24 protein-coding genes are annotated in these 24,846 nt (G+C 71.1%); 10 read left to right on the forward strand and 14 right to left on the reverse strand.

Annotated elements, in window-relative coordinates; genetic code table 11:
* Window positions 1-8 precede the first annotated feature (8 nt).
* Window positions 9-1,520, reverse strand: coding sequence for a MocR-like pyridoxine biosynthesis transcription factor PdxR (gene pdxR, locus OHT76_RS04140; protein ID WP_443049713.1), 1,512 nt, complete (start codon window positions 1,518-1,520; stop codon window positions 9-11).
* Window positions 1,521-1,550: 30 nt separating this feature from the next.
* Here pdxR and OHT76_RS04145 point away from each other — a divergent pair, with 30 nt between their 5' ends.
* Window positions 1,551-2,489, forward strand: a complete 939-nt coding sequence (locus OHT76_RS04145) for a DMT family transporter (RefSeq protein WP_328869349.1) — start codon at window positions 1,551-1,553, stop codon at window positions 2,487-2,489.
* A gap of 208 nt (window positions 2,490-2,697) precedes the next feature.
* On the opposite strand, the gene OHT76_RS04150 is transcribed toward OHT76_RS04145, so the two are convergent.
* A complete protein-coding gene (locus OHT76_RS04150) occupies window positions 2,698-3,897 on the reverse strand; it encodes a serine hydrolase domain-containing protein (protein WP_328869350.1) in 1,200 nt (399 codons plus the stop codon).
* A gap of 333 nt (window positions 3,898-4,230) precedes the next feature.
* Between OHT76_RS04150 and OHT76_RS04155 the strand changes: the two genes are divergently transcribed.
* Entirely contained in the window at window positions 4,231-4,938 is a 708-nt protein-coding gene (locus OHT76_RS04155) for a methyltransferase (RefSeq protein WP_328869351.1), read from the forward strand.
* A gap of 27 nt (window positions 4,939-4,965) precedes the next feature.
* Here OHT76_RS04155 and OHT76_RS04160 read toward each other — a convergent pair whose 3' ends face one another.
* The 7 genes from OHT76_RS04160 to glyA all read right to left on the reverse strand — a co-directional run bounded on the left by OHT76_RS04160 (window position 4,966) and on the right by glyA (window position 12,613).
* On the reverse strand, window positions 4,966-5,358 hold the full coding sequence (locus OHT76_RS04160; RefSeq protein ID WP_328869352.1) for a VOC family protein: 393 nt from the start codon (window positions 5,356-5,358) through the stop codon (window positions 4,966-4,968).
* Between the two features lie 137 nt (window positions 5,359-5,495).
* On the reverse strand, window positions 5,496-6,359 hold the full coding sequence (gene purU / locus OHT76_RS04165) for a formyltetrahydrofolate deformylase (protein ID WP_328869353.1): 864 nt from the start codon (window positions 6,357-6,359) through the stop codon (window positions 5,496-5,498).
* Window positions 6,359-6,973 carry a sarcosine oxidase subunit gamma gene (locus tag OHT76_RS04170; protein WP_328869354.1) on the reverse strand — a complete coding sequence of 205 codons (615 nt, stop codon included), beginning with the start codon at window positions 6,971-6,973 and terminating at the stop codon, window positions 6,359-6,361. The genes purU and OHT76_RS04170 overlap by 1 nt, the downstream gene beginning before the upstream one ends.
* Window positions 6,966-9,803 carry a sarcosine oxidase subunit alpha family protein gene (locus OHT76_RS04175; protein WP_328869355.1) on the reverse strand — a complete coding sequence of 946 codons (2,838 nt, stop codon included), beginning with the start codon at window positions 9,801-9,803 and terminating at the stop codon, window positions 6,966-6,968. The genes OHT76_RS04170 and OHT76_RS04175 overlap by 8 nt, the downstream gene beginning before the upstream one ends.
* Window positions 9,800-10,081: a sarcosine oxidase subunit delta gene (locus OHT76_RS04180; RefSeq protein ID WP_328869356.1), complete on the reverse strand. Its 282-nt coding sequence runs from the start codon at window positions 10,079-10,081 to the stop codon at window positions 9,800-9,802. The genes OHT76_RS04175 and OHT76_RS04180 overlap by 4 nt, the downstream gene beginning before the upstream one ends.
* A 10-nt stretch (window positions 10,082-10,091) precedes the next feature.
* A complete protein-coding gene (locus OHT76_RS04185) occupies window positions 10,092-11,312 on the reverse strand; it encodes a sarcosine oxidase subunit beta family protein (protein WP_328869357.1) in 1,221 nt (406 codons plus the stop codon).
* Window positions 11,309-12,613, reverse strand: a complete 1,305-nt coding sequence (gene glyA, locus OHT76_RS04190) for a serine hydroxymethyltransferase (RefSeq protein WP_328869358.1) — start codon at window positions 12,611-12,613, stop codon at window positions 11,309-11,311. Before glyA ends, OHT76_RS04185 begins: the two co-directional genes overlap by 4 nt.
* Window positions 12,614-12,708: 95 nt before the next feature.
* Between glyA and OHT76_RS04195 the strand changes: the two genes are divergently transcribed.
* The 3 genes from OHT76_RS04195 (at window position 12,709) to OHT76_RS04205 (ending at window position 15,187) form a co-directional block, all read left to right on the forward strand.
* Entirely contained in the window at window positions 12,709-13,374 is a 666-nt protein-coding gene (locus OHT76_RS04195; protein WP_328869359.1) for a GntR family transcriptional regulator, read from the forward strand.
* 172 nt (window positions 13,375-13,546) lie between these two features.
* Window positions 13,547-13,681, forward strand: coding sequence for a hypothetical protein (locus OHT76_RS04200; RefSeq protein WP_328869360.1), 135 nt, complete (start codon window positions 13,547-13,549; stop codon window positions 13,679-13,681).
* A 330-nt stretch (window positions 13,682-14,011) separates the two neighbouring features.
* Window positions 14,012-15,187, forward strand: a complete 1,176-nt coding sequence (locus tag OHT76_RS04205; RefSeq protein ID WP_328869361.1) for a cytochrome P450 — start codon at window positions 14,012-14,014, stop codon at window positions 15,185-15,187.
* Window positions 15,188-15,312: 125 nt separating this feature from the next.
* Here the strand turns inward: OHT76_RS04205 and OHT76_RS04210 are convergent, their stop codons facing one another.
* The 4 genes from OHT76_RS04210 to OHT76_RS04225 form a co-directional block, all read right to left on the reverse strand.
* Window positions 15,313-15,882, reverse strand: a complete 570-nt coding sequence (locus OHT76_RS04210) for a hypothetical protein (protein WP_328869362.1) — start codon at window positions 15,880-15,882, stop codon at window positions 15,313-15,315.
* A 235-nt stretch (window positions 15,883-16,117) separates the two neighbouring features.
* Window positions 16,118-16,594: an acyl-CoA thioesterase gene (locus OHT76_RS04215; RefSeq protein ID WP_328869363.1), complete on the reverse strand. Its 477-nt coding sequence runs from the start codon at window positions 16,592-16,594 to the stop codon at window positions 16,118-16,120.
* A 2-nt stretch (window positions 16,595-16,596) separates the two neighbouring features.
* Window positions 16,597-16,983, reverse strand: a complete 387-nt coding sequence (locus tag OHT76_RS04220) for a nuclear transport factor 2 family protein (protein WP_328869364.1) — start codon at window positions 16,981-16,983, stop codon at window positions 16,597-16,599.
* A gap of 136 nt (window positions 16,984-17,119) precedes the next feature.
* Window positions 17,120-19,846, reverse strand: coding sequence for an ATP-binding protein (locus OHT76_RS04225; protein WP_328869365.1), 2,727 nt, complete (start codon window positions 19,844-19,846; stop codon window positions 17,120-17,122).
* Window positions 19,847-20,025: 179 nt separating this feature from the next.
* On the opposite strand from OHT76_RS04225, the gene OHT76_RS04230 reads away from it, so the two are divergent.
* From OHT76_RS04230 to OHT76_RS04245, 4 genes are read left to right on the forward strand one after another with little or no spacing between them, the layout of a single operon-like run.
* Window positions 20,026-20,967: an SDR family NAD(P)-dependent oxidoreductase gene (locus OHT76_RS04230; RefSeq protein ID WP_328869366.1), complete on the forward strand. Its 942-nt coding sequence runs from the start codon at window positions 20,026-20,028 to the stop codon at window positions 20,965-20,967.
* A 9-nt stretch (window positions 20,968-20,976) separates the two neighbouring features.
* Window positions 20,977-21,123, forward strand: a complete 147-nt coding sequence (locus tag OHT76_RS04235; protein ID WP_328869367.1) for a hypothetical protein — start codon at window positions 20,977-20,979, stop codon at window positions 21,121-21,123.
* A gap of 31 nt (window positions 21,124-21,154) precedes the next feature.
* Window positions 21,155-21,325: an ester cyclase gene (locus OHT76_RS04240; RefSeq protein ID WP_328869368.1), complete on the forward strand. Its 171-nt coding sequence runs from the start codon at window positions 21,155-21,157 to the stop codon at window positions 21,323-21,325.
* 52 nt (window positions 21,326-21,377) lie between these two features.
* Window positions 21,378-22,295 (forward strand): NADP-dependent oxidoreductase, encoded by a 918-nt coding sequence (locus tag OHT76_RS04245; protein WP_328869369.1) that lies wholly within the window; start codon window positions 21,378-21,380, stop codon window positions 22,293-22,295.
* A gap of 46 nt (window positions 22,296-22,341) precedes the next feature.
* Here the strand turns inward: OHT76_RS04245 and OHT76_RS04250 are convergent, their stop codons facing one another.
* Window positions 22,342-23,199 carry a helix-turn-helix transcriptional regulator gene (locus tag OHT76_RS04250; RefSeq protein WP_328869370.1) on the reverse strand — a complete coding sequence of 286 codons (858 nt, stop codon included), beginning with the start codon at window positions 23,197-23,199 and terminating at the stop codon, window positions 22,342-22,344.
* A 225-nt stretch (window positions 23,200-23,424) separates the two neighbouring features.
* Between OHT76_RS04250 and OHT76_RS04255 the strand changes: the two genes are divergently transcribed.
* Window positions 23,425-24,795, forward strand: coding sequence for an MFS transporter (locus tag OHT76_RS04255; RefSeq protein ID WP_328869371.1), 1,371 nt, complete (start codon window positions 23,425-23,427; stop codon window positions 24,793-24,795).
* Window positions 24,796-24,846: the final 51 nt, after the last annotated feature.

Raw genomic sequence — 24,846 nt, forward strand, 5'->3', positions numbered from 1 at the left:
GGGGCTGGTCACCCGCTAGGGTGCAGGGTGCGCAGTGCTTCTCCGATGACGGCGATGCCCTCGTCGATCTCATGGGCGGGACCGGCCGCGTAGCCGAGGACCAGGCCGGGCGGGCCGGGGCTGATCCGGTGCCAGGACAGCGGATGCACCTTGATTCCCCGGGTGAGCGCGGCCGCGGCGAGGTCGGTGTCGCGGAAGTCGCCTGATGGGGCGTCGAAGGTGACCATCAGGTGCAGGCCGGCGGCCGCCCCGTGGACCCGGGCGCCGGGCAGGTGCCTCTCCATGGCTCGCAGCATCACGTCCCGGCGTCGCCGGTGGCGTTGCCGGACATGGCGCAGATGCCGTTCCAGTTCCCCTGAGTCCATGAGCCTGGCGAGGATCAGCTGGGTGAGGATGCCGTTGCCGAGGTCGGCGTACCGTTTGGCGGTCACCACGGCGTCCAGTCGGTCCGGTGGTACGAGGAGCCAGCCCACCCGCAGCGCGGGTGCGAGGAGTTTGGACACGCTGCCCGCGTAGCAGACGCCGTCGGGCAGCAGTGAGCGCAGCGCCGGCACCGGCGGCCGGTCGTAGCGGTGCTCGGCGTCGTAGTCGTCCTCGATGACCACCCCGCCGTCGGCCGCCCAGCTCAGCAGTTCGCGACGGCGTTCCCCGTCGAGGACGACGCCGGTGGGGAACTGATGCGCCGGCGTCAGCAGCACCGCGCCGACGCCACTGGCACGCAGCGCCCCGACGTCGAGGCCGCCCGCGTCCACGGGGACGGGGACGATCGTATGGCCGCCGTACTCCAACTGCTGGCGCGCTCCGAGGGATCCGGGGTCCTCGACGGCGATACGGCGGATCCCGTCCGCCCGCAGGAGTTGCCCGAGCAGGCTCAGGGCCTGCGCCACGCCCGCGACCACCACCACCTCGTCCGGGTCGGCACGGATGCCGCGATTGCGGGCCAGCCAGCCGACGACGGCCCGGCGGAGTGCGGGGGCGCCCTGGGGGTCGCCGTATCCGAAGTCGCCCGGGGTGACCCCGGCGAGGACAGCGCGTTCGGCGCGCAGCCAGGCGGTGCGGGGGAAGGCGGCGAGGTCGGGGACGCCCGGCGAGAGATCGATACGGCAGGGCAGGGTGCGCAGCACGTCGACGGCGCCCTCGTTGGGCGAGTCGAAGAGCGCGGGCCCGGGCTCCGCTCGGCCGTCGGCGCGCGGGCGGGGCGCAGCAGGGGCAGCCACGACCACCGTGCCGCGTCGGCCGCGACCGGCGATCTGGCCGGACTCGGCGAGCCGCCGGTAGGCCTCGGTGACCACGCCCCGGGTGACGCACAGCTCTTCGGCCAGGACTCGGCTGGCGGGCAGCCGTGCTCCGACGGGCAGCCGGCCGTCGGCGATGGCCGACCGCAGCCGGCCGGCGAGCCAGGCGGTACGCCCGCCGGGCGGCGCCTGCCCGATGTCCAACTGGAGGAAGTCCGAGCCGACCGCAACCGTGGCATACGGGTTTTTGGACCCCTTGCCGGGGTGCTCTGTGGACCTGCCCATGGCATCCATTGTGCGGCCAGGGTGGACGGTATGGACACACCTTCCGCTTCGTTCGTCCGGCTCGTCCCCGGCATGATCGGCATGGCGCTGGTCGGCAGCAGCGTCACCGTCTCGCAGGCGCTTGTCGAGGCTCCACTGTTCACCACACAGGCCGTCCGGTATCTGGCCGCGACCGCGATCCTCCTGGTCATCGCCCGGCTCGCCGGTGCGCGTCCGGTGCGGCCGCGCGGACGGGAGTGGCTGTGGCTGGCCGGGATCGCGGTCACCGGTCTGGTGTTGTTCAACGTGGCCGTGGTCCGGGGTGTCGCCCATGCGGAGCCCGCGGTGGTCGCCGTCGCGGTGGCGTGCGTTCCGCTGGTCCTGGGGGTGGTGGGTCCTCTGCTGGAGGGGCGCGGGCCGAGCCGGCAGGTCCTGCTGGCGGCACCTGTCGTGATGGCGGGCGCGGTGCTGGTCGAGGGGACCGGCCGGACCGACGCCGTCGGGGTGGCCTGGGCGGCGCTCGCCCTGGGCTGTGAGGCCGCGTTCACGCTGCTCGCGGTGCCGGTGCTGCGACGGCACGGCCCGTGGGGAGTGTCCCTGCACGCGACATGGCTGGGCGGTGTGATGCTGACCGTTCTCGGGGTGACGCTGGAAGGGCCTTCGGCCGCCCGGGAGGTGTCCGGGGCCGAGTGGGCGGCTGCCGGCTACCTGGCGCTGATGGTGACGGCGGTCGCCTTCGTCCTGTGGTACTCGACCGTACGCTCCGCGGGGGCCGGACGAGCCGGACTGCTGACCGGGATCGCTCCGCTCGCCGCAGCGGCGGTGAGCGCCGCGGCGGGCACCGGCATGCCGGGGCCGTGGGTCTGGCTGGGCATCGCCGTGGTGATCGTCGGCTTGGTCGGCGGCCTGCGGCCGGGAGGTGTCCCGGCGTCTGCTCGCGTGGTCGCCAAGTCACCTCTCCCCACCCGGGCATGGCGGCCGCACACATAGCCACGGGCCCCGACAATGGTGGCCCATCACAGGCGCGGATCAGCCGAAGTTGGGGGATGGGGTGGTCCGGGGCGAGCGCGGCGGCGATGCGCTGGGCGATCCAGTCGTCCAGGACGAGCACGCCCTTGCCGTAGTGCGTGGCTTCGGTCTGCGCGATGCAGACCTTGGCCTGGCGCTTGCTTGGCCGTGGGACGACCGGCCCGGGCCGCTAGCGCGGCGGGACCGGGCGGTCGTACACGTTCTTCGGGGTCACGATCTGGGTGATCGCCCGGGCGACCAGCGAGGACGGCTCCTGGCCCTGGTAGGTGATGTCCGTGTTCATCATCAGCACCAAGGTCGCCTTCTTCGAGGGCAGGTAGACGGTCACCGTCTCGTAGCCCGGGATGGAGCCGTTGTGCCCGATCCAGCCGCCGCTGTTGAGGATGCCCAGGCCGTAGCTGGTCCCGGGGAAGCCCGTCGGCAGCGTCTTGAGTCGCTCCGCCTGGGTCTTGGGGCTCAGCAGCGTGCCGGTGGCGACGATCTTCGCCCAGCGCCGCAGGTCGTGCAGGTTCGAGATCATGGCGCCGGCCGCCCAGGCCCAACTGGGGTTCCAGTGGGTGGCGTCGGTGACCTCGCCGCTCAGCGTTTGGTTGGTGTAGCCCTGCGGGTGCGGGTCGGGGATCTCGGCGTTGTCCGGGAAGAGCGTGTCACGCAGGTGAGCCGGGCGGAGCACTCCCTTGTGGATGACCTCGGCGAGCGGACGACCGGTGACCTTCTCGATCACCAGGCCGAGGAGGATGAGGTTGCTGTTGGAGTACTGGAACTTCTTGCCCGGGGCGGACGTGTTCTTGTGCTTGTAGCCGTAGGCAAGCAGCTCATGGGGCGTGTACGTGCCGTTCGGGTCACTCAACAGGTCGTGCTGGAAGTCGGCGTCGAAGGTGTAGGGGTACAGGCCGCTGCGCATCTCGGCGAGGTGACGCAGGGTGATGTTGCGGCCGTTCGGCACGCCCTTGACGTACTTCGAGATCGGGTCGTCCAGGCGGATCCGGCCGGCGTCGACGAGCTTGAGCAGCGCGGTGACTGTGAAGGTCTTGGTCTCGCTGCCGATGCGCACGTACATGTCACTGGTCATCGGCCGTCCGGTGGCGGTGTCGGCCACGCCGGTCGCGCGGACGTAGCTTCCCTTGCCCGGCATCCACAGTCCGACGACGACGCCGGGGATGTCGGCCTGCCGGCGGACGTCCTCGATGGCCTTGTCCAGCCGGGCAGTCAGCTTGGGTCCCAGACTGTGCTGCGGGCAGTCGTCCGTGCCGTGCCGGTCGACGCACGAGACCTGCACGGCCGCGGCGGGAGTCACCGTCATGGGGGCGATCACGGACGCCACGAGCAGGGCCGTGGCGAACAGACGGCGGGTGGGGGTACGTCGCATGACGGGGCGCCTCTTCCAGTTCAGGGGGCTTCAGACCGCAACATCACCATCGGTGCCCGGCAGAGGTCCCCGCTCCCGCACCCGTTCAGGCGAGTCCACTCGATCGGAGCCACAGGGGTCGCCGAGGCGGCCCTGTGCCCCGACCAGTGCTCACGCAGGCCCTCCCCGATGGCCGCACCCAAGCTGCGGCTCTAGCGTCGGATCACGCCCCGGTTCTTCCCGGGCCGCCGACATGCTTGGAGAACGGCCATGACTGACCCACCTGGCCACTACGGGCAGGACCTGTTCGACCCCGGCCACCCGCGCGAGTAGGAGCGGATCGACGATGCCGCGGTGGTCTACGACCCCGTCACCACCCACCGGCTCCGGGCGCTGGGAGCCGGTCCTGGCCTGCGCTGCCTGGAGGTGGGGGCGGGCACCGGCACCGTGGCGCGCTGGCTGCTGCGGGAGGCGGGCGTCGCGGAGGTGGTCGCTGTGGACCGGGACACCGGCGCGCTGGACGAACTGGCGGACCCCGGCCTGCGGGTGGTCACCGCGGATCTCACCGACGACAGCCTGAACCTGGGCACCTTCGACCTGATCCACGCCCGGTTCGTGCTGATGCACCTGCCCGAACGGCGCCGCCTCGTCTCCCGGCTGGCGAGCCGGCTGAACCCGGGCGGCCGGATCCTGCTCGGCGACGCCGTGGAACTGCCCGACGGCCTCGATGTCTCCTCCGCCTACCGGCGGACCATGGACGCCATGTGGGAGGCGCTGCGCACGACGATCGGCACCGACATCTCCCCCGTACCGGCATACCCGCACTTCCTGCGGGAGGAAGGCCTGGCGGACGTCGCCGCGGAGCTGTACTGCCCGCCCCTGGTCGCCGACGGCCCGTTGGCCCGCTTCTGGTCGGGGACCTGGCAGCGGATGCGCCCCGCGCTGGAGGCGACCGGCCGGGTCGATGCCGCCACCGTCGAGGAGGCCCTGGCCTACTTGGCCTCGCCCGGGCTCGCCGAACTCGGCCCGGGCATGCTCATGGCCTGGGGGCGCCGACCCTGAAACGGCGGCTCAACGCTCGATGGTCAGTCAGTTCTCCTGGAGCACGGAGAGAACGTTTCCGGCCGGGTCCGTAAACCACGCGATCGCCGCGGGGCCGCCGTTGCCGACCCGCACGATGCCCTTCGCGTCGTGGTCGAATTCGGAGTAGCGCTCAAGGGTCACGCCGCGGCGCTCCAGATCACCGACCGCGGTCTCGATGTCGTCCACCGGGAAGTTGAGAATCGTGAACGACGCGGGGGTGTGCGTTTCCTTGGGGTAGACGAAGACCTTGGCGCCGCTGCCGAGCTTGATGGTCAGCATCCGCATGTCCCCCTGCCCCTCCTCCGCCACCTCGAGACCGAGGGTCTCACCGTAGAACTGGCGGGCCTTGCCGAGGTCATCGACGGAGAAGCCGCTGAACGCCTGCGATTGTCCGAACATGCCGTGTGTCTCCTTCACGCGTGTGCCGACCTGACGTCTCAGGGCACACCACGCCCGCCACGGCCGGACGCACGCCGCGCGGGCGGCGTCCGGATGACCGCCCGAACTTCACCCGCACGAAGCGCCCCCGGACAGCGTCAGCGCAGCACCACCGTCCGCCTGCCCTGGACGAACACCCGGCCCTCGCAGTGCCATCGGACCGCCCGGGCCAGCGCCGCGGACTCCGCGTCGCGGCCGATGGCGGCCAGGTCGTCGGGCGTGTGGCTGTGGTCGACGTCGATGACCTCCTGGGCGATGATCGGGCCTTCGTCGAGGTCGGCGGTGACGTAATGGGCGGTGGCGCCGACGAGTTTGACGCCGCGGTCATGTGCCTGGTGGTAGGGCTTGGCCCCCTTGAAGCTCGGCAGGAACGAGTGGTGGATGTTGATGACCCGGCCGGCGAGCCGGGTGCACAGGTCGTCGGAGAGCACCTGCATATAGCGCGCCAGGACCACCAGGTCGGCGTCGAACGAGTCGACGATCTCCAGGAGTCGGGCTTCGGCCTCGGTCTTGGCCGCGGCGGTGACCGGCACATGGAAGAACGGGATGCCGTGCCAGGCGACGAGCGCCTCATGGTCGCGGTGGTTGGACACCACGGCGACCACATCGATGGGCAGGTCGCCGCTGCGGGCGCGGAAGAGCAGGTCGTTGAGGCAGTGGCCGTAGCGGGACACCATGATCAGCACGCGGGGCCGGGCGCTGGTCGGTTCGAGGTGCCATCGCATGGCGAACGGGGCGGCCACGGCGGCGAAGTCGCGCCGCAAGGTCTCCACCGTGTTCTCACCGCCGAGGGTGGCAGCGAAATGCACCCGCATGAAGAAGTGACCGTCGCGGCGGTCGCCGAACTGCTGGTTGTCGATGATGTCGCTGCCGTGTTCGAGCAGGAATCGCGAGACGGCATGGACGATGCCGGGCGCCTCGGGGCAGTCGAGAGTGAGTACGTGCTCGACCGGCGCCCCCATCAGTCCACCTCCGGACCGCGGTACTCGCTCATCGCGTCGATGAGCCAGCGCGCCAGGTAGTCGGCGAACGAGGACCGTGGCAGCAGGCGGTATGTCGGTACGTCGTCGACCTGCCAGAGCAGCACGGCGACGGGTCCCACCGTGGTGGACACCGCCCGGCCGGGGCCGAAGGCCCGGGGGTGCAGGTCCAGCGGGCAGCCCTTCTCCAGCGCCTGCCGGGCGGCCGGGCCGGTCAGCTCCAGCGTGGTGCGGTTCGCCGAGACGTCCACGACCGAGCCCGGGTCTGCGCCGAGTGCCTCCTTCAACTCACTGGCCACAGAGGCCCCTTCGGCCAGGACGAGCCACTCGTCGGGGCCGAGCCAGAGAACCGTACGGGGGCCGGCCGCAGTGGTACGGCCGCACTGCCGAGGGAGCGACGCTCCCAGCGCCTTCTCCATGCGGTCGGCCGCTTCGGAAGCGGGGTCGACACGCAGGTTCACCATCGTGAGGAACGGCCGCTCGGTCAGCGCGACGCCGCGGGCGCCCGTGACCGTCGCGGCGCGCATCCGCTGCTCCAGATGTGCCAGCGGGCTGCGGCGCAGATGCACCGGCCCTGCCTCGGTCAGCTCAGCCATCGCGCTTGGTCCCTTCGGGGTCGTAGAGGACGAAGTCGGTCACCTCGACGGGCACCAGGTCCTGGCCCACCGGGGCGAGCAGGGTCTCGCCGATCCTTGCCCGCCCGTCGGCGACGAGGGCGAGAGCGAAGGGGCGGCCGAGGGCCGGGCTGTGGTAGCTGGAGGTGACATGGCCGAGCATCGGCACGGGCACCGCCTCCAGGGTGACGTCCGGGGCGACGAGCTGGGTGCCCTCGGGCAGCCGGGTCGTACGATCGCTCGGTAGCAGTCCGACGAGTTGCTTGCGGTCGGTGCGGGCGGTGTCGGTGCGGGCGTAGGACCGCTTTCCGATGAAGTCCTTCTGCTTCGAGACCACCCAGGACATGCCCGCGTCCTGTGGAGTGACGGTGCCGTCGGTGTCTTGGCCGACGATGATGTAGCCCTTCTCGGCCCGCAGGACGTGCATGGTCTCGGTGCCGTACGGGGTGATGCCGTACGGTCGGCCGGCCTCGTGGACCTGCTCCCAGACGGCCAGGCCGTACCACGCGGAGACGTTGATCTCGTAGGCGAGTTCGCCGGAGAAGGAGATCCGGCAGATGCGGGCCGGGATTCCGGAGGCCAGGGTCGTCTCGCGGAAGGCCATGAAGGGGAACGCCTCGGCGGACAGGTCCACGTCGGGCGCGAGTTGGGCGACGACCTGGCGCGACCGGGGGCCGACCACGGCGATCGTCGCCCACTGTTCGGTCACCGAGGTGCAGTGGACGTCGAGTTCGGGCCACTCGGTCTGCAGCCATTCCTCCAGCCAGTCCAGGACCTTGGCGGCGCCGCCGGTCGTGGTGGTCATGAAGTAGCGGTTGTCGTCGAGGCGCAGGGTCACGCCGTCGTCGAAGATCATGCCGTCGGGCTTGCACATGACGCCGTAGCGGGCCATGCCGGGCTTGAGCTTCTTGAAGGCGTTGGTGTAGATGCGGTTGAGGAACTCGCCCGCGTCCGCGCCCCAGATCTCGATCTTGCCGAGGGTGGAGGCGTCCATGAATGCCACGCCCTCGCGGGCCGCGCGGCACTCGCGGGCCACGGCCGTGTCCATGTCCTCGCCCGGCTGGGGGTAGTACCAGGGGCGCTTCCACTGTCCGACGTCCTCGAACAGCGCCCCGTGGGCGAGGTGCCAGGAGTGGATGGACGTCGTCCGCTCCGGGTCGAACAACTCGCCGCGCTCACGCCCGGCCAGAGCGGCGAACGCCACCGGCGTGTACGGCGCCCGGTAGGCCGTGGTGCCGATCTCTCCCGGTGCTCCACCGAGGAACTCGGCGATCACGCCGATCGCGTTGACGCCGGAGGTCTTGCCCTGGTCGTTGGCCGTGCCGAGCGAGGTGTAGCGCTTGACGTGCTCGACGCCTCGCATGCCGGCGCCGGTGGAGCGCAGGACGTCGCCGGCGGTGACGTCGCGTTGCAGGTCGACGTAGTGGGTGTCCCAACTGCCGGTTGGGGAAGGCACCAGCCACAGGGCGCGCATCGGGCCTGCTTCGCGCCGCGCAACAGCAGACGGCAGGGCGACCGGGAACCCGGCGTCCGTCGCGGCGCGTGCACCGGCGCGGGCTCCTTCGGCTCGGCAGCCGTCGAGGTCGTACGTCCCATGGGCGGCACCGACGACCTGCTGGTTCCGTACGGCGCCGTCGGGGACGAAGGCGACCAGGTCCTCGTCCCAGCGCAGCCGTCCCTGACGCTGGCTGTGCAGGTGCACCACCGGGCTCCAGCCTCCGGAGACGGCGAGCAGATCGCAGTTGAACGACTCCGGCTCACCGGTGAATTGGCCGTCGCCGTCGAGGGCCTGGACGGTGACGCCACTGAGCCGCCTCTCCCCCGCGGTGTCGACGACCGCACTGCCGGTCAGCATCCGCACTCCGGTCGCCGCGGCGACCTCCGCGGCCCGGTCGGACAGCTCCGGGCGCGCGTCGACGACAACGGCGAGGTCGATCCCCGCGGCGTGGAGATCGGCGACCGTGTCGTAGGCGCTGTCGTTGGTTGTGCTCACCACGGCACGCGAACCCGGGGCCACGGCGTACCGGTTGAGGTATGTGCGCACGGCCGCGGCGAGCATCACTCCGGGGCGGTCGTTGCCCGCGAAGACCAGCGGACGCTCGTGAGCGCCGGTCGCCAGGACCACTTGGCGGGCCCTGATGTGCCACAGCCGCTGGCGTGAGACGCCGTCGGGAGCAGCGGTGCCGAGGTGGTCCGTACGCCGTTGCAGTGCCAGCACGTAGTTGTCGTCGTACGACCCGAAGGCTGTGGTGCGTTGCAGTACGACGACCTCGGGGGCGGCGTCGAGGGCCGCGCGGACGTCGGCGACCCAGGTGACGTCGGTGTCGGCGAGCAGTGAACCGCCGGGCTCGGGCTGGTCGTCGACGAGGATCACGCGGGCACCGGAGTCCGCGGCAGTGGCGGCGGCCGCGAGCCCGGCCGGGCCGGCGCCGACGACCAGGACGTCGGTGTGCGCGTACTTCTTGTCGTAGACGGCGGGGTCGGGGGTGGGGTCGAGCCGTCCCATCGCGGAGAGGGTCGTGGCGGTCAGTCCGTCGTACAGCTCCACGGTCGTCGCCGGCAGCATGCCCTCCGAGCACGAACCGTCGAGCTGCAACAGGGCATTGGGCTCCTCGACGCCCGCGGAGACGATGCCGCGCGGGCGGCCGCGGTAGAGCGACGGGGCGACCTCGACGAGGCCGTTCGCCAGCATGGCCGAGGCGACGGTGTCACCGGGGTGCCCGGTCAACTCCCGCCCGTCGACGGTGAACCGGAGCACGGTGCCGCGGTCGATGCGGCCACCCTGCTCGAGCCGGAAGTACTGGTCGGTCATCGGGTCCCTCCGGGGCGGGGCTCGTCGAGCCGGTAGGCGGCGAGCACCTCGTAACTTGCGGTGTCGCGCAGGACGTTGAACCAGCGGCGGCAGCCGGTGCTGTGCATCCACCGCTCGGCGAAGGGGCCCTTGGGGTTGTCGCGGTAGAAGACGTACTCGGCCCACTGCTCGTCGGTGAGGTCCGCGGGGTTCTCGGGGTAGGGGACGTGGGCCTGTCCGCCGTAGTGGTACTCGGTCTCGTCCCGCGGTCCGCACCATGGGCAGGTGATCAGCAACATGGTGTCCTCCTCAGTGGGCCACGGCCGCGGCGCCGTGTTCGTCGATCAGTGCGCCCGTGGTGAAGCGTTCGAGGGCGAAGGGGGCGTTGAGGGGGTGCGGCTCACCGGTGGCGATGGTGTGCGCGAAGGTCCAGCCCGCGGCCGGGGTGGCCTTGAATCCGCCGGTTCCCCAGCCGCAGTTGACGTACAGGTTCTCGACGGGCGTGGTGCCGATGATCGGGGAGGCGTCCGGGGTGACGTCGACGATGCCGCCCCAGGTCCGCAGCACATGCGCGCGGGCGAAGACGGGGAACAGCTCGACGGCGGCGGCCATCTGCTGCTCGATCACGTGGAAGGAGCCGCGCTGCCCATAGCCGTTGTACGAGTCGACGCCCGCGCCCATCACCAACTCGCCCTTGTGGGCCTGGGAGACGTACACGTGGACGTGGTTCGACATGACGACGGTGGGGTGCACCGGCTCGTGCAGCTCGGAGACCAGCGCCTGCAACGGATGCGACTGCACCGGCAGCCGTACGCCCGCCCGCTCGGCCAGCACGCTGCTGTGCCCGGCGGCCGCGAGGCCGACCCGCCCGGCGAGGATCCGGCCGCGATTGGTCTCGACGCCCACGACGCGGTCGCCGTCCTTGAGGAAGCCGGTGACCTCGCAGCCCTGGATCAGGTCCACGCCCATCTCGTCGGCCCGGCGTGCGAGCGCCCAGGCCACGTGGTCGTGCTTGGCGATGCCGGCCCGTGGCTGGAAGGTGCCGCCGAGGACCGGATACCGGGTGCGCGACGAGACGTTGAGGATGGGGCAGACCTTGGCGACCTCGTCCGGTTCGAGCCACTCGGCGTCGACTCCGTTGAGGCGGTTGGCGCTCACGCGACGCATGCCCTCGCGGACGTCCTGGAGGGTGTGCGCGAGGTTGAGAACGCCGCGCTGGCTGAACAGGAAGTCGTAGTCCAGCTCCTCGGGGAGCCGCTCCCACAGCTTGAGGGCGTGCTCGTAGATGGCCGCGCTCTCGTCCCACAGGTAGTTCGAGCGGATGATCGTGGTGTTGCGGGCCATGTTGCCGCCGGCCAGCCAACCCTTCTCCAGGACGGCGACATTGGTGATGCCGTGGTTCTTGGCGAGGTAGTAGGCGGTGGCCAGGCCGTGGCCGCCCGCGCCGACGATGACGACGTCGTACGAGGGGCGCGGGTCGGGGTTGCGCCAGAGCCAGTCCGGGTGCTCCGGCAGCGACTCGGTGGTCATGCCGCTTCTCCGTTCAGGTGGGGGTAGAGGGGGAAGGCGGCGGCGAGCTTCTCGACCCGGGCGCGCAGTTCGTCGTCGGGCTGTTCGCCCTTCAGCGTCTCGGCGATGATGTCGGCGACCTCCCGGAACTCCGCCGCGCCGAAGCCGCGGGTGGCCAGGGCGGGGGTGCCGATCCGCAGGCCCGAGGAGACCATCGGCGGGCGGGGGTCGAACGGCACCGCGTTGCGGTTGACGGTGATGCCGATGCGGTGCAACCGGTCCTCGGCCTGCTGTCCGTCGAGCGCGGAGTTCCGCAGGTCGACCAGGACCAGATGGACTTCGGTTCCGCCGGTCAGCACGGTGATCCCGGCCTCGGCCACGTCGTCGGCCAGCAGTCGCCCGGCGAGGATGCGGGCGCCGTCCAGGGTGCGCTGCTGACGCTCCTTGAACTCCTCGCTCGCCGCCACCTTGAAGGCGACCGCCTTCGCCGCGATGACATGCTCCAACGGGCCGCCCTGCTGCCCCGGGAAGACGGCGGAGTTGATCTTCTTGGCCAGGTCGGCCCGGCTGAGGATCACTCCGCCGCGCGGACCGCCGAGGGTCTTGTGCGTGGTCGTGGTCACGACATCGGCGTACGGCACCGGGCTCGGGTGCAGGCCCGCGGCCACCAGACCGGCGAAATGCGCCATGTCCACCATCAGATACGCGCCCACCTCGTCGGCGATCCGCCGGAACGCGGGGAAGTCCAGCCGACGGGGATAGGCCGACCAGCCGGCGACGATCAGCTTCGGCCGGTGCGCGAGAGCGAGCTGCTCGACCTCGTCCATGTCGATGCGCAGGTCGGACTCGCGCACGTGGTACGGCACGACGTTGTACAGCTTGCCGGAGTAGTTGAGGCGCATGCCGTGGGTCAGGTGGCCGCCGTGCGCCAGGTCCAGGCCGAGGATCGTGTCGCCGGGCTTGAGCAGCGCGAACATCGCCGCCGCGTTGGCCTGGGCTCCCGAGTGCGGCTGCACGTTCGCGGCCTCGGCGCCGAAGAGTTCCTTCACCCGGGCGATGGCCAACTGCTCGATGACGTCGACGTGTTCGCAGCCCCCGTAGTAACGACGGCCCGGGTAGCCCTCGGCGTACTTGTTGGTCAGCACCGAGCCCTGCGCCTCCATCACGGCGGCCGGGGCGAAGTTCTCCGAGGCGATCATCTCGAGGGTCGACTGCTGGCGGTGCAGCTCGGCGTCCACCGCGGTGGCGACATCCGGGTCGAGCTCGCTGAGCGGGAGAGCGAGGGAGGAGGTGAATGTGCTGGTCGACGAGTTCGTTGCCATCTGAGCACCATTCTGAGAGCCAACTAATGAGCAACTGATATATCAGACTGTGCGGTAAGGTATGTGAGCTTGCCGGTCAGGTCAAGGGGGCCTTCATGCAGCACGTGGCGACCGAGCCCAGCAGCGAGGAGCTGTCCCTCGCCGAACGCGCTTACCGTGTCATCCGCGACCGGCTCGTCATGCTCGAGATCCGCCCGGGCGCGCCGATCAACGAGGAACAGCTGGGGCAGTCCCTCGGCGTCGGCCGGACGCCGGTGCGCGAGGCGCTCAAGCGGCTCCAGTACGAGCGTCTGATCACGACCTACCCCCGGCGCGGCACCTTCGCCACCGACGTCAACATCACCGACCTGGCCCACATCTCCGAGGTACGCCAGGAGTTGGAGCCCCTGGCCGCAGCCCAGGCCGCGCGGCGTGCCACGGCCGCGGACCGCGCGGCCCTGACGGCCGTACTGCGGGAGTTGGAGAGCGTGGACTCCCGTCGGCGCGACGCCGCCGAGCTGATGCGCCTGGACCTTCAGGTCCACCGCGCGATCTACGCCGCCACGCACAACCCGTACCTGGAGGACACGCTCGTCCGCCACGACAACCTGGCCACCCGCATCTGGTGCCTGTTCATCGACCGCCTGTCCGACATGGCCGGCCACGTCGAAGAGCACGGACCGTTGATCGAGGCGATCGTCGCCAGTGACCCCGACAAGGCGGCACAGCTCGCCCGCGGGCACGTCGAGGGCTTCGAACGGGCCATTCGCGACGCCATCTGAGGCGCGCGCCCGGGACGCCTTTTGAGGCGCGCGCTCGGGCAGTCAGTGCGCGGCGCTCCGCGCATCCTCCGGGCGCAGTCGGGGCCTGCCCGCGAGCGTGGTCCACAGGTGCGGTGCGACGTCGTCCTCGGGAAGCTGGGCGATCATGTATCGGACGCAGCGGAAGTGTGAAGTGACGGCTGACGAGCCCCTGTTGAGCCGGCTCGCCCTCAAGAACCCCCGACTCTGGGCGTCGGTATGCACTGCGATCTCGGTGAGCAAGGTCCGCGAGTCGGCGCACCGAGCCTTCGCCAAGGCGGCCGAGTAATGAGTGCTGCAGGACTTCGTCGACGTCGTACAGCGCTGCCGGTCCGCGGGGTCTCGACGAGTTCGTCGCGGTGCGGACAGCGCAACAGGGCGTCCTCGGTGCCGACCCGGACGTGCAGGCCGAGCAGCATGGCGGCGGTGGCCGGAACGCGCCGGCGCCGACGGCCTGCGCGCTTCCCTCGGCACCCAGAAGATCCAGATCCGGCGGCTGCCGGGCAAGGCCTGAACCCTCCCACCCTTCTGCTCCCCGACGCTGCCGGGCGAGCACAGGGGTGCGGCTTGTTAGCCTCGATGGTGTGATCGATTTCCTCATGCCCGGCCGGACTGCCCGATGAGCGTCGTCTCATCCTTCCCGCTCGGTGCCGCGACCACCCTCGCCGAACTCGCCGAGGACCCGCATCCGCGACTGGCGCTCCTCCGCGCGCAGGAACCCGTGTCCTGGCTGCCCGAGCTGGGCGGCTGGCTGGTCACCCGGCGCGACCTCGCGTTGAGCGTGATGCGGGACACCGAGACCTTCACCGTCGACGACCCCAGATTCTCCACCGCTCAAGTCGTCGGCCCGAGCATGCTGTCCCTGGACGGTGAACAGCACACCCACCACCGTGAACCCTTCGCCGCTCCCTTCCGCCCCCGGGCGGTGCGCGAGGGATTCGGCTCCTTCATCGAGCTGGAGACCGACAGGCTCATCACGTCCTGGGAACCCGCAGGCAGTGTCGAACTGCGGCGCGCCTTCGCCGGACCGCTCACGGTCGCCGTCGTCACCGAGGCCCTGGGACTGGTCGGCGCCACCGCGGACACGGTGCTGTCCTGGTACGACGCCATCGTGCAGTCGGTCTCGGACATCACCGCGGGGCATACGGCCGGGGCAGCCGGTGCCGCGGCGTACGCGCAGCTGCGCACCGCCGTGGAGTCCACCGTCGCCGACCAGGACGCTTCCTCGCTTCTCGGCGCAGCCGCCGGGCGGCTGGCGCTGCCCGAGGTCGCCTCCAATGCCGCGGTCCTGATGTTCGGCGGCATCGAGACCACCGAGGCGATGATCACCAACGCGCTGCTGCACCTGCTGCGCCACCCCGACCAACTCGCCCTTGTCCGCACCGAACCCGACCTGCTGGACGGCGCGATCGAGGAGTCCCTGCGCCTCGAACCCGGCGCCGCGGTCGTCGACCGCTACGCCACCCGCGACACCGTCCTGGGCCCGGCCACGATCCGCCGGGGCGACCTGGTCACCGTCTCCCTGACGGGCGCCAACCGCGACCCGGCCGTCTTCCCCGACCCCGACCGGTTCGACGTCCGCCGCGAGAACGCGCGCCTCCAACTGGCCTTCGCGCACGGCCCGCACCACTGCCTGGCCGCACACCTGGCCCGCCTGGAGACCCGCATCGCCCTGCAACGCCTGCTCGAACGCCTCCCTGCCCTGCGCCTCGACCCGGACCGCCCCACCACTCCTTACGGTCTCGTCTTCCGCAAGCCCGCCACCCTCCATGTGCTGTGGGACCGATCTGCCTGACGCGGCGTCAGCAATCGTGTTCCAGCAGGTGAGCAACACCGCTCCCGCACGCCTTCCCGTGCCCAACCAATGCGGTGACCGCATGGGTTCGCCTGTTGTCAAGCTGCGGCTGCGAGCGGGATTGCTCAGTGGTCTTCGGTGATCTTGGTCGCGATGCCGTTGGCGACCACGACCTCGGCGCTGAGGCGGTCCCCCTTGGCGGCCCTCTCCAGTTCCGCCTCGGTGCACTCGATGCCGCCCTGTCCGCCCTCGCCGGTGTTCGAGTCGCCGCAGATGACGCCGTAGCCCCAGATCTCGGTGTCCGCGGCGAGGAAGAACTGCTGCTCGGTGCCCTTCAGGTCCGAGATCGTGAACTTGCCCGGGGCCAGATACCTCACCTGGCCCAGCCAAGTGCCGTTGACGCCCTTCCCCTTGTTGACGCCCTCGATCGTCCCCTCGGGATCTTCCGAGCCCTCCGTGCCGCCGCCGGTGCTGCCCTGGGACGTGGCCTCGGACGGGCTCGGGCCACCGCTGCCCGGCGACTTGCCGCTGCCGCTCAGATCCGCGGACGCGGACGGCATGGCGGAGGCGGAGGCCGTGGCCGAAGGCCTGGCGTCGCCGGCCGCCTCCTGGTCCGAGCTCCCACAGGCCGTGAGAGCGAGGCCTGCCGCGAGGGCGGCGACGGTAAGGGTCGTGCGGTTTCGGTTGGTGCGCATGGTGAAGCAACTCCCCGTTTTCATCGTGTGGTTGTGCAGTGTCGGCGAACCTACGGCGCCGACGGGATTGCACGGCAACCGGCGAACCGCCCGCAGTGGTCCCGCCCCCGGGATGTGGATCGTGCCCGACACCGCGACGGAGGCCGTGGCGCGGCAACGGCATCGGCATCGGCATCGGCGCGAGGACACGCCGGCGATCGGTGTCGAGAGCGGCGGCGCGCCCGGGCGCTGCAGGTCAGGTCGCCGGGGCCCGGTCAGGCATTCGTTCTTGGGCACCCGCCGAGTCGGCCGGGGTGGGGATACCGAACAGGGTCACGGCCAGTTCCCTGGTCTGCTCCGCCCAAGGTGCGGTCGTGAGGGTCTCCATGTCGATGTTGACCTCGACGCGGGTGCCTTCCGCGTGGACCGTCCCGCCGTCGGTCGACAGGACCCGGAACGCGTAGACCATGCTGCTACGCCCCAGTTTGGTCAGTTTGAACTCGACGTGCACGGGGCCGACCCTGCGGACCGGGGTGAGGTAGCGGTAGGTCTGCTCCAGTACTGCGTGCATCACGTCCGGGTGCGTCGGCACGCCGTCCACCATCGCGTACCCGCCCCGCGCCCAGACGCTGACCAGCGCCCGCTCGACCAGCAGCGGATAGCGGCCGTTGTGCAGATTGCCCATGAAGTCGAGGTCGTCGAGAAAGACCTCGGACGGTGCGATGCAGTCCATGGTCACTCCCCCGTCTCCACCATGACCTGGGTGTCCGCGATCGTCTCGAAGCGGACCGGTACGCCGTTCCGCAGCTGCCATACGTGCGCGCAGCGGGCCCACAGTGCCTTGCCGGTCTCGCGGCGGCGTCCCGCATAGTGCCCGATGACCACCACGATGTCCCCGCCGGGGACGAATGCGTCGGGGAGTACCTTGAGGTCCGCCCACTCGGTCGCGTAGCGCTCGAAGATCTTTCCCACCGCCTCGCGACCGGTGAAGCTCCCGCCGTACCAGAGGCTGCGCGGCACGACCCATTCGATCTGTTCGTCAAGACTGCAGACCAGGGCCTCGATGTCGCCCTCGGCCAGGTCCGCGTAGATCTTGGCCACTACGGCTTCGTTCGACTGCATGACACCAACTGCCTTCCCACTCCGATTTGTTCTGGGAGTTGCTGACGCAACCCGCCCAGAACCCGCCCGGAACGCGTTCGGAACCGGTTCGGCCATGCTTGCCGGTGGCCGCGAGGGCACGCATCGGTCGAACGACCTACCGATGACCGTCCGGCAGGAGTCCGTGCTCCATGGCGAACACCCCCAGACCGGCCCGCGTCCGGTGGCCGGTCTTGTCGTAGATGTGGGCCAGGTGGTGGCCCACGGTCCGGTCGGAGATCGAGAGCCGCATGCCGATCTCCCGGTTGCGCAGCCCTCGCGCCGCGAGCACGAGGACTTCACGCTCCCGCTCTGTCAACTCCTGGTCCGTACGGCTGCGTTGCTTGCCTGCTGCGCGTAGCTCGGCCGCCGCGCGGGCCGTGAACCGCTGGGCGCCCATGGCCGCCAACATCCCGTGCGCTGTGGTCAGTTGCACCCTGGCGTCGGTACGGCGGCCCTGGCGGCGCAGCCACTCGCCGTACAGGAGGTGGGCGCGAGCGAGGGAGGCGCGCATCCGGGTCCGGCCCAGGCGTTCGATTGCCGTCCGGTACAGCTCCTCCGCCGCTGTGTCGTCGGCGACCAGGGCCCTGGTGCCCGCTTCGACTCCGAGGGCCCAGTCGGTGCCGCAGGGGCGGGTCCGTGCGGAGAGTTCCTCGGCCGCGGCGAGCGCCACGTCCCGCTGTCCCAGGCGGCAGGCCGCCTCGACGACCTCCGGCAGCGCGAACACCCCGAACGCCGAGATCCGAATCTGCGCCGCCGCCTTCAGTGCCGCGGCGAGGGCAGCTTCGTAGTCGCCCGTGCCGTTGTGCAGGACCGCGCCGGCGAGTTCGGTGATCGTGACCGCGGTGGCTTCGCCTCGTTCGGCCGCCTCGCGCGCCCCGGCCTGCAGCGTCCGCGGCGCTTCGTCGGGATCGCCGCGCCAGCCTGCCAGGAACGCCGAGCCGTACGCGGTGCGCGGCGCCCCGGTCGCGTCGGCGACGGCGTCGGCCTCCGTGATGAGCGCGGCCGCCTGGTCGAAGCGCCCTTCGTGCAGGCACAGCCACGCATCGAAGTTCAGCCCGACCGGCAGCACGGCGAGCGCCCCGGCCTGGCGGGCCGCGCCGGTCAGCCGGGCGGTGAGGACCGCGAGCGCGTCGTCGTCCCAGACGCCCCACGCGGCGCGGCAGGCGAGCGGCAGCGCCCGTACGTCGTCCGCGTCCGCGTAGGCGGCGAGCGCGGCCCGGATGTCGGGAACCGCGGCGGCGAGGCCCCGCGTGAAGAGCTTCACCATGCCGTCGAGCAGGAGGTCGGCGGCGCGCGGCCGGGCCGGGCAGGGCACGCGCGGCAGCAGCGCCTCGACCTCTCCGACGACCGACTCGGCGCCGCCGAACCGCCCGGTCCACGCCGCTGCCCAGAGCACTTCGAGGAGGGTTTCGCGGGCGAGTTCCGGAGCGGACTCCGCGAACAGCCGCGCCGCCACCAGCAGTAGCGGCGGCGCCCCGCTGCCCCGCTGCACCGCGAAGGAGATCCGGCCGCGCAGCAGGGCGGCGCGGGCGCGCTGGAGACCGTCGAGCCCGGCGGCGTCGATGGCGGCGAGCAGGGTCAGCGCCTCGTCGGGGATTCCGGCGTCGTGCTTGGCCTGGGCGGCCGCAAGGAGCCGGGCGTCGCGGCGGGTCCGGTCAGGCGTCAGGGCAGCGGCCTTCTCCAGGAACGCGGCGGCCGCGGCCAGACCGCCGCGTGCCTGTGCCCGTTGCGACGAGCGCTCCAGTGCGGTCGCGACCTCTTCGTCGACGCCCGCGACGGCTTGGGCCCGGTGCCAGGCGCGGCGGTCGGGATCCGTCCGTTCGTCGGTGGCCGCGGCCAGCGCGGAGTGGGCGGCCCGGCGTGCGCGCACCGGAGCCGATGTGTAGACGGCGGAGCGAACGAGAGGGTGGCGAAACCGTACGCGCGCGCCAAGCTCGATGAGCCCTGCCGCTTCTGCCGCGGCCGCGGGGCCGAGGTCGCCGCAGGCCCGCTGCAGGAGCGCGGGATCGCCGACCGGTTCCGCCGCGGCGATCAGCAGTAACTGGCGTGCGTCGGGCGGAAGTTGGCGCACCTGGTCGAGGAAGCCCTGCTCGATCCTGGTGCTGAGGGTGTCGGGAAGGGCGTAGCCGCCCGCGAGGGACGCTGGGCCGGCGCCGCGGGCCAGTTCGAGGAGGGCCAGGGGGTTGCCGCGCGCCTCGGCGAGAATCCGTTCGCCGACGGCCGCGTCGAGCGGTGCGAGCACCTCGTCGGCGAGCATCAGCCGCGCCTCGGCCTCGGGCAGGCCGCGTACGGCAAGAGCGGGCAACGCGCGCAAGGCTTCCTGCCCGGTACCGTCCCGCAGTCCGAACGTGAAGGCCACGGCAAGGGATTCAATCCGCCGGGCGAGGAAGGCGACGACCCGCGCCGATGCGCTGTCGAGCCACTGGGCGTCGTCGACGACGCAGAGAACGGGGTGTTCGCGGGCGGCCTCGGTGAGCAGCCCGAGCACGGCGAGCCCCACCCGGAACAGGTCGGCCGTCACATCTGCGCGCAGCCCGAACGCGGCCTCGATCGCCTCGCGTTGTGTGTCCGGGAGCCGATCGACGTGCGGCAGCAGCGGCCCGCAGAGCTGATGCAGCGCCGCGAACGGCAGATCCATCTCGAACTCCACGCCTGTGGCTCGCAGTTGCTCGAACCCCGACGCCACCTCGACGCCGTGGGCGAGCAGCGCGGTCTTGCCGATCCCGGCCTCACCCACCAGGACGAGGGCCCCGCCCCGCCCCGACCGCGCCGCCGCGACGAGCCCTTCGACGGCTGCCCTCTCGCGCGTACGGGCGCGCAGCCGCACCCGGTCTTTCCCCATCGAGTCCCCCGTCGGCGTTGTCGGACCGTGCGACGCGGTCCAGCCTAGCCACGGGCCGCCCGGGCGACCGTCTCAGCGTGGTGCCGCCGTCACCAGCGTGAGCTCCGCCTTCTCCCGCCGACGGCCACGGACGCATGGTGATGTCCGTGGGGCCGAGGCATACAGACAGGGGCGCGAGCATGGAATCCCAGCAGATGACCGGGGCCGCCGGTGGTTCGGGCCAGGTCGTCGTCGTGACGGGCGCGGGCAGCGGTATCGGCCGCGCCGTCGCCGTGGAACTCGCTCGCGCCGGACATGTGGTGTACGCCGGTCTGCGCGAGGTGCGGGGCAGCCGGCGCGCCGCCGATCTGCGCCAACAGGCCGAGACCGAGCAACTCAGCCTGTCACCGGTCGAGTTGGATGTGCTCTGCGACACCGGATGCCGCAGCGCCGTCGACCTGGTCCTGGCGGAGCGCGGCCGGATCGACGTCATGGTGAACAACGCCGGGATGCTCATGACCGGTGTCGCCGAGGCGTTCACGCCGGAGCAGTTCCTGCGGATCCTCGACACCAACGCCGTGTCCTGGCTGCGCGTGAACCGCGCCGTGCTGCCGGTTATGCGCCGCCAGGGCTCGGGCACCCTCGTCCACGTCAGCAGTACGACCGCGCACATCGCCGAGCCATTCATGGCGCCGTACATCGCGAGCAAGGCGGCGGGCGAGTGCCTCGCCGAATCGATGGGCCTGGAGGTCGCGCCGTACGGCATCGACACCGTCATCGTCGTACCGGGCGCGTTCACCGAGGGCACCGAGCACTTCGCGCACAGCACCCCGCCAGCGGACGCGGCCGTCGTCGCCCAGTACGGCGAACTGCCCGACCGTGCAGACCAGTTGGCCAGCCGCCTGCACGCCATCGACATCGCACACTCGGGCACGGCCGCACGCGTCGACTCCGTCGGCACGGCCCTGGCCGACGCGCTCCGTGCCCCGCTCGGCAAGCGGCCGCGGCGCCTCTTCGTCGACCCGCAGCACAAGGGTGTCGAGGACTTCGACTCCGTACGACAGGCGAAGCAGCGCGCGTTCTTCCAGCGGCTCGGCATCGCCGACCTGCTCCAGACCACCACACGCACCACCCCGCCTTAGGAGTGAGCCATGAGCGACCGCACCACCGACGTCGAGAAGCTGATCGGAACGTTCTACGAAGCGTTCAGCGGCAGGCCCGAACTCCTCGACTCCATCGTCGCTGACGACTGGGACGACATACCCCGCGTTCAGAATCGTCGACGGGCGTGGGCCTGACGGCGACGGGTTCATCGGCGTACGCGGGGAGATGCGCGGCACGCACACCGGCGAGCTGTTCGGGGTCGCTCCGACCGGCCGCGCGTGCGCCGTACGGATCCACGAGTTCCACGAGATCAGCGGCGGCCGCGTCGTCCGCACCTGGCACCTGGAGGACTGGCTCGACTGGCTGCGGCAGGTCGAGGCCCTGCCCTCGCACTGACACCGCTGAAGAACACTCACGAACGCCCAAGAGCACAGAGAGAAGCCCAGACATGAAGTCGCTGCAGTACACCGCCTACGGAGTGCGCCCGGTCGTCGCCGACATCCCCAAGCCGTCCCCCGGACCGGGCGAGGTCCTGATCCGGGTCTCCGGAGCGGCCCTCAACCCACTGGACGTCAAGATCGGCGCAGGCCAGGTCCACGACTACTTCCCCATCGCCTTCCCCTCGGTGGTGGGTACCGACCTCGCAGGCACCATCGAGCGGATGGGGCCCGGTGTCGCCGGACGGAAGGTCGGCGATGCGGTCCTGGCCCGCACCGATCCGGCGTCCGGCGGAGCTCTCGCCGAGTACGCCGTCGTGCCCGTGTCGAGCCTCGTGGCCGCTCCGGGCGCGGTGCCGTTGCCCGCCGCGGCGGGTCTGGCGACCGCGGCCGCGACGGCGTGGCAGGTCGTGTTCGAGGTGGCGGACGTACAGCCCGGTCGTACGCTCCTCGTGCACGGCGGGGCCGGCGGCGTCGGCGGGTTCGTCGTCCAGTTCGCGCGCAGGGCAGGCGCGCGGGTGGTCACCACGGCGTCATCGGCCGGCGCGGCCCTCGCCGGAAAACTCGGCGCGCACGAGGTGATCGACTACACCACGACGGATTTCCGCACCATCGTCCCGCACGTCGACGTGGTCGTCGACCCGGTCGGCGGCGCCACCGAGGCCGCGTCGCTCGACGTGCTCGGACCCGGCGGGCTGCTGATCGCCCTCAACGTCCCGCCCAACGCCGAACGGGCCGCCGCCCGTGGTATCCGCGCCGAGTTCCTCTTCCACACCTCCGACGCCGACCGCCTCGCGAAGGTCGCGGCCGCGGCCGACGAGGGCCTGGAGATCGTCGTCGACCGTACGGTCCCCCTCGAGGACGCCGCCGCGGCGTTCGACCATCTCGCTCAGGGGCATGCGAAGGGCAAGGTGATCGTCCGCCCCTGAGCTCCAACGCCCGCCCCGGACAGGGGAGTTCACCGCCCCGGGGAGTTCAGCGGCGCAAGGAGATGTCCGTAGCGACATCCTGACCGCCCAGAACATCAAGCAGCGCGAGCTTCTCCGCCGACTCCCCGCCGAGCGGAGCGGTGAACCACAACAGCCGCTGCGTCCCGTCCTCACTGAGCAGACTGAGGCAGTCGAGGGTGATGACGCCGAGTTGCGGATGCACGAGCCGCTTACGGTCGGACCGGCGTACGGCGACTTCCTGGCGCGCCCACAGACCGGCGAACTCCTCACTCGACGACAGCAACTCACCGATCAGGCCCGCGACTTCGGCGTCTTTGCCACGCCGGGCCGCCACCGCCCGCAGGTCGGCCACGAAGACACGTGACTGGTGGTCGTGTTCGTCCGGGTGATACCGGCCGCGGGCATCCGGGTCGGTGAACCAGCGGTACACGAACCCGGCCTCACGGCCGGTTGCCGCACCGGCCGGCCCGAGCAGCGCGGTGGCGAGCCGGTTCTGGACGAGGGTGGCATGCAGATCGGTGATCACCGCCGCGGGCGTCGCGGGCAGCCGCTGAAGGAGATCCAGCATGCCGGGATGTACATGCGCGGCCAAGCTGTGCCGCGGCGGCACCGGGCGGCCGGCCAGGAAGTACAGATGCGCGCGCTCGTCCCGTGTCAGCCGCAGGGCACGGGCGAGCGCCGCCACGATCTGCTCCGAAGGCTGCGCACCGCGCCCCTGCTCGAGCTGGTTGTAATAGTCGACCGACACCCCAGCCAGTACGGCCACCTCGTCCCGGCGCAATCCCGGGACCCGGCGTCGGGCGCTCACCGGCACACCCACCTCATCGGGCTGGATGCGGTCGCGCCGCGACCTCAGGAACTCACCGAACTCACGCAGGTCCATGGCAGCCATTGTGAAGCGGTGCCGAGCCGGAAGGGAGGCGGCGCCTTCACCACCCAGCCGGAAAGCCGACGGACTTCTCAGCAGACGAAGAACCTGCTGGCATAGTGGTCCGACGCATAACCCGGCCCCGAACTATGTTGTCCCACCACATGTGCGCCTGACCTGCGTGTTTCTACGGTGTGCCGACACGTACCCGTCCCCACCGCACACGAGGAAGTGGCGCACATGGCCTCCGCAGCATCCGCTCCCCCAACTCCAGCCAGTCTGAAGCGCATCGTCGCCGCCAGCCTCATCGGCACAACTATCGAGTGGTACGACTTCTTCCTCTACGGTGCCGCCGCCGCACTGGTCTTCAACACGCTCTTCTTCCCCGACTCCGACCCCCTCGTCGGCACCCTGCTCTCCTTCCTCACCTACGCCGTCGGATTCGCCGCCCGGCCCATCGGCGCGCTCGTGTTCGGGCACTACGGGGACCGGCTGGGACGCAAGAAGCTGCTCGTCCTCAGTCTGCTGCTGATGGGCGGCGCCACCTTCGCCATCGGGCTGCTGCCCACCCACGAGACCATCGGCAGCGCCGCTCCGGTGCTGCTGACCGTGCTGCGGCTGGTCCAGGGCTTTGCGCTCGGCGGTGAGTGGGGCGGTGCCGTGCTGCTGGTGTCCGAGCACGGGGACGCGCGGCGGCGCGGCTTCTGGGCGTCGTGGCCGCAGACCGGGGCGCCCGCAGGTCAGCTCCTCGCCACCGGCGTGCTGGCCGCCCTGACGGCGCTGCAGAGCGACGCCACGTTCGAGTCCTGGGGCTGGCGCGTGCCGTTCCTGCTCTCCGGCGTACTGGTGATCGTCGGGATGTGGATCCGGCTGTCGGTCGACGAGTCACCGGTGTTCAAGGCGGCGCTGGCGCAGGCCGAGGCGCGCAAGGCCGAGCAGATCGTCGAGAAGATGCCGCTGGTCGCGGTGTTGCGGCACCACTGGAAGGACGTGCTCATCGCGATGGGCGCGCGGATGGCCGAGAACATCTCGTACTACGTGATCACGGCCTTCATCCTGGTGTACGCCGTGGACCACACCGGTCTGGAGAAGCAGACCGCCCTGAACGCCGTCCTGATCGCCTCCGCGATCCACTTCGCGGTGATCCCGGGCTGGGGCGCACTGTCCGACCGCTGGGGCCGCCGTCCGGTCTATCTGCTGGGCGCGATCGGGATGGGCGCCTGGGCATTCCCCTTCTTCGCCCTCGTCGACTCCGAGAGCTTCGGCCTGCTGATCGTCGCGGTGACGGTGGGCCTGATCTTCCACGGCGCGATGTACGCGCCGCAGGCGGCGTTCTTCTCCGAGATGTTCGCGACCCGCATGCGCTACTCGGGCGCGTCGATCGGCGCGCAGTTCGCCTCCGTCGCGGCCGGGGCTCCGGCGCCGCTCATCGCGACGGCGCTGCTGGTGGAATCCGACGGCTCGACCCTGATCTCGCTGTACCTGCTGGCCGCGGTGGCCATCACGCTCGTCGCCCTGGCGGCGGCCCGTGAGACGCGGCACCGCGATCTGTCGCAGATCGGCGCCACCGACTCTCCGCAGGACGCCACGGACCCGGCCTCGGTCCGCTGACCTTGAGCGGCTCAGCCCCCGACCGTCACCTCGGTCGGGGGCTGATTCATG

Source organism: Streptomyces sp. NBC_00287 (genome assembly GCF_036173105.1).
Taxonomy (GTDB): domain Bacteria; phylum Actinomycetota; class Actinomycetes; order Streptomycetales; family Streptomycetaceae; genus Streptomyces.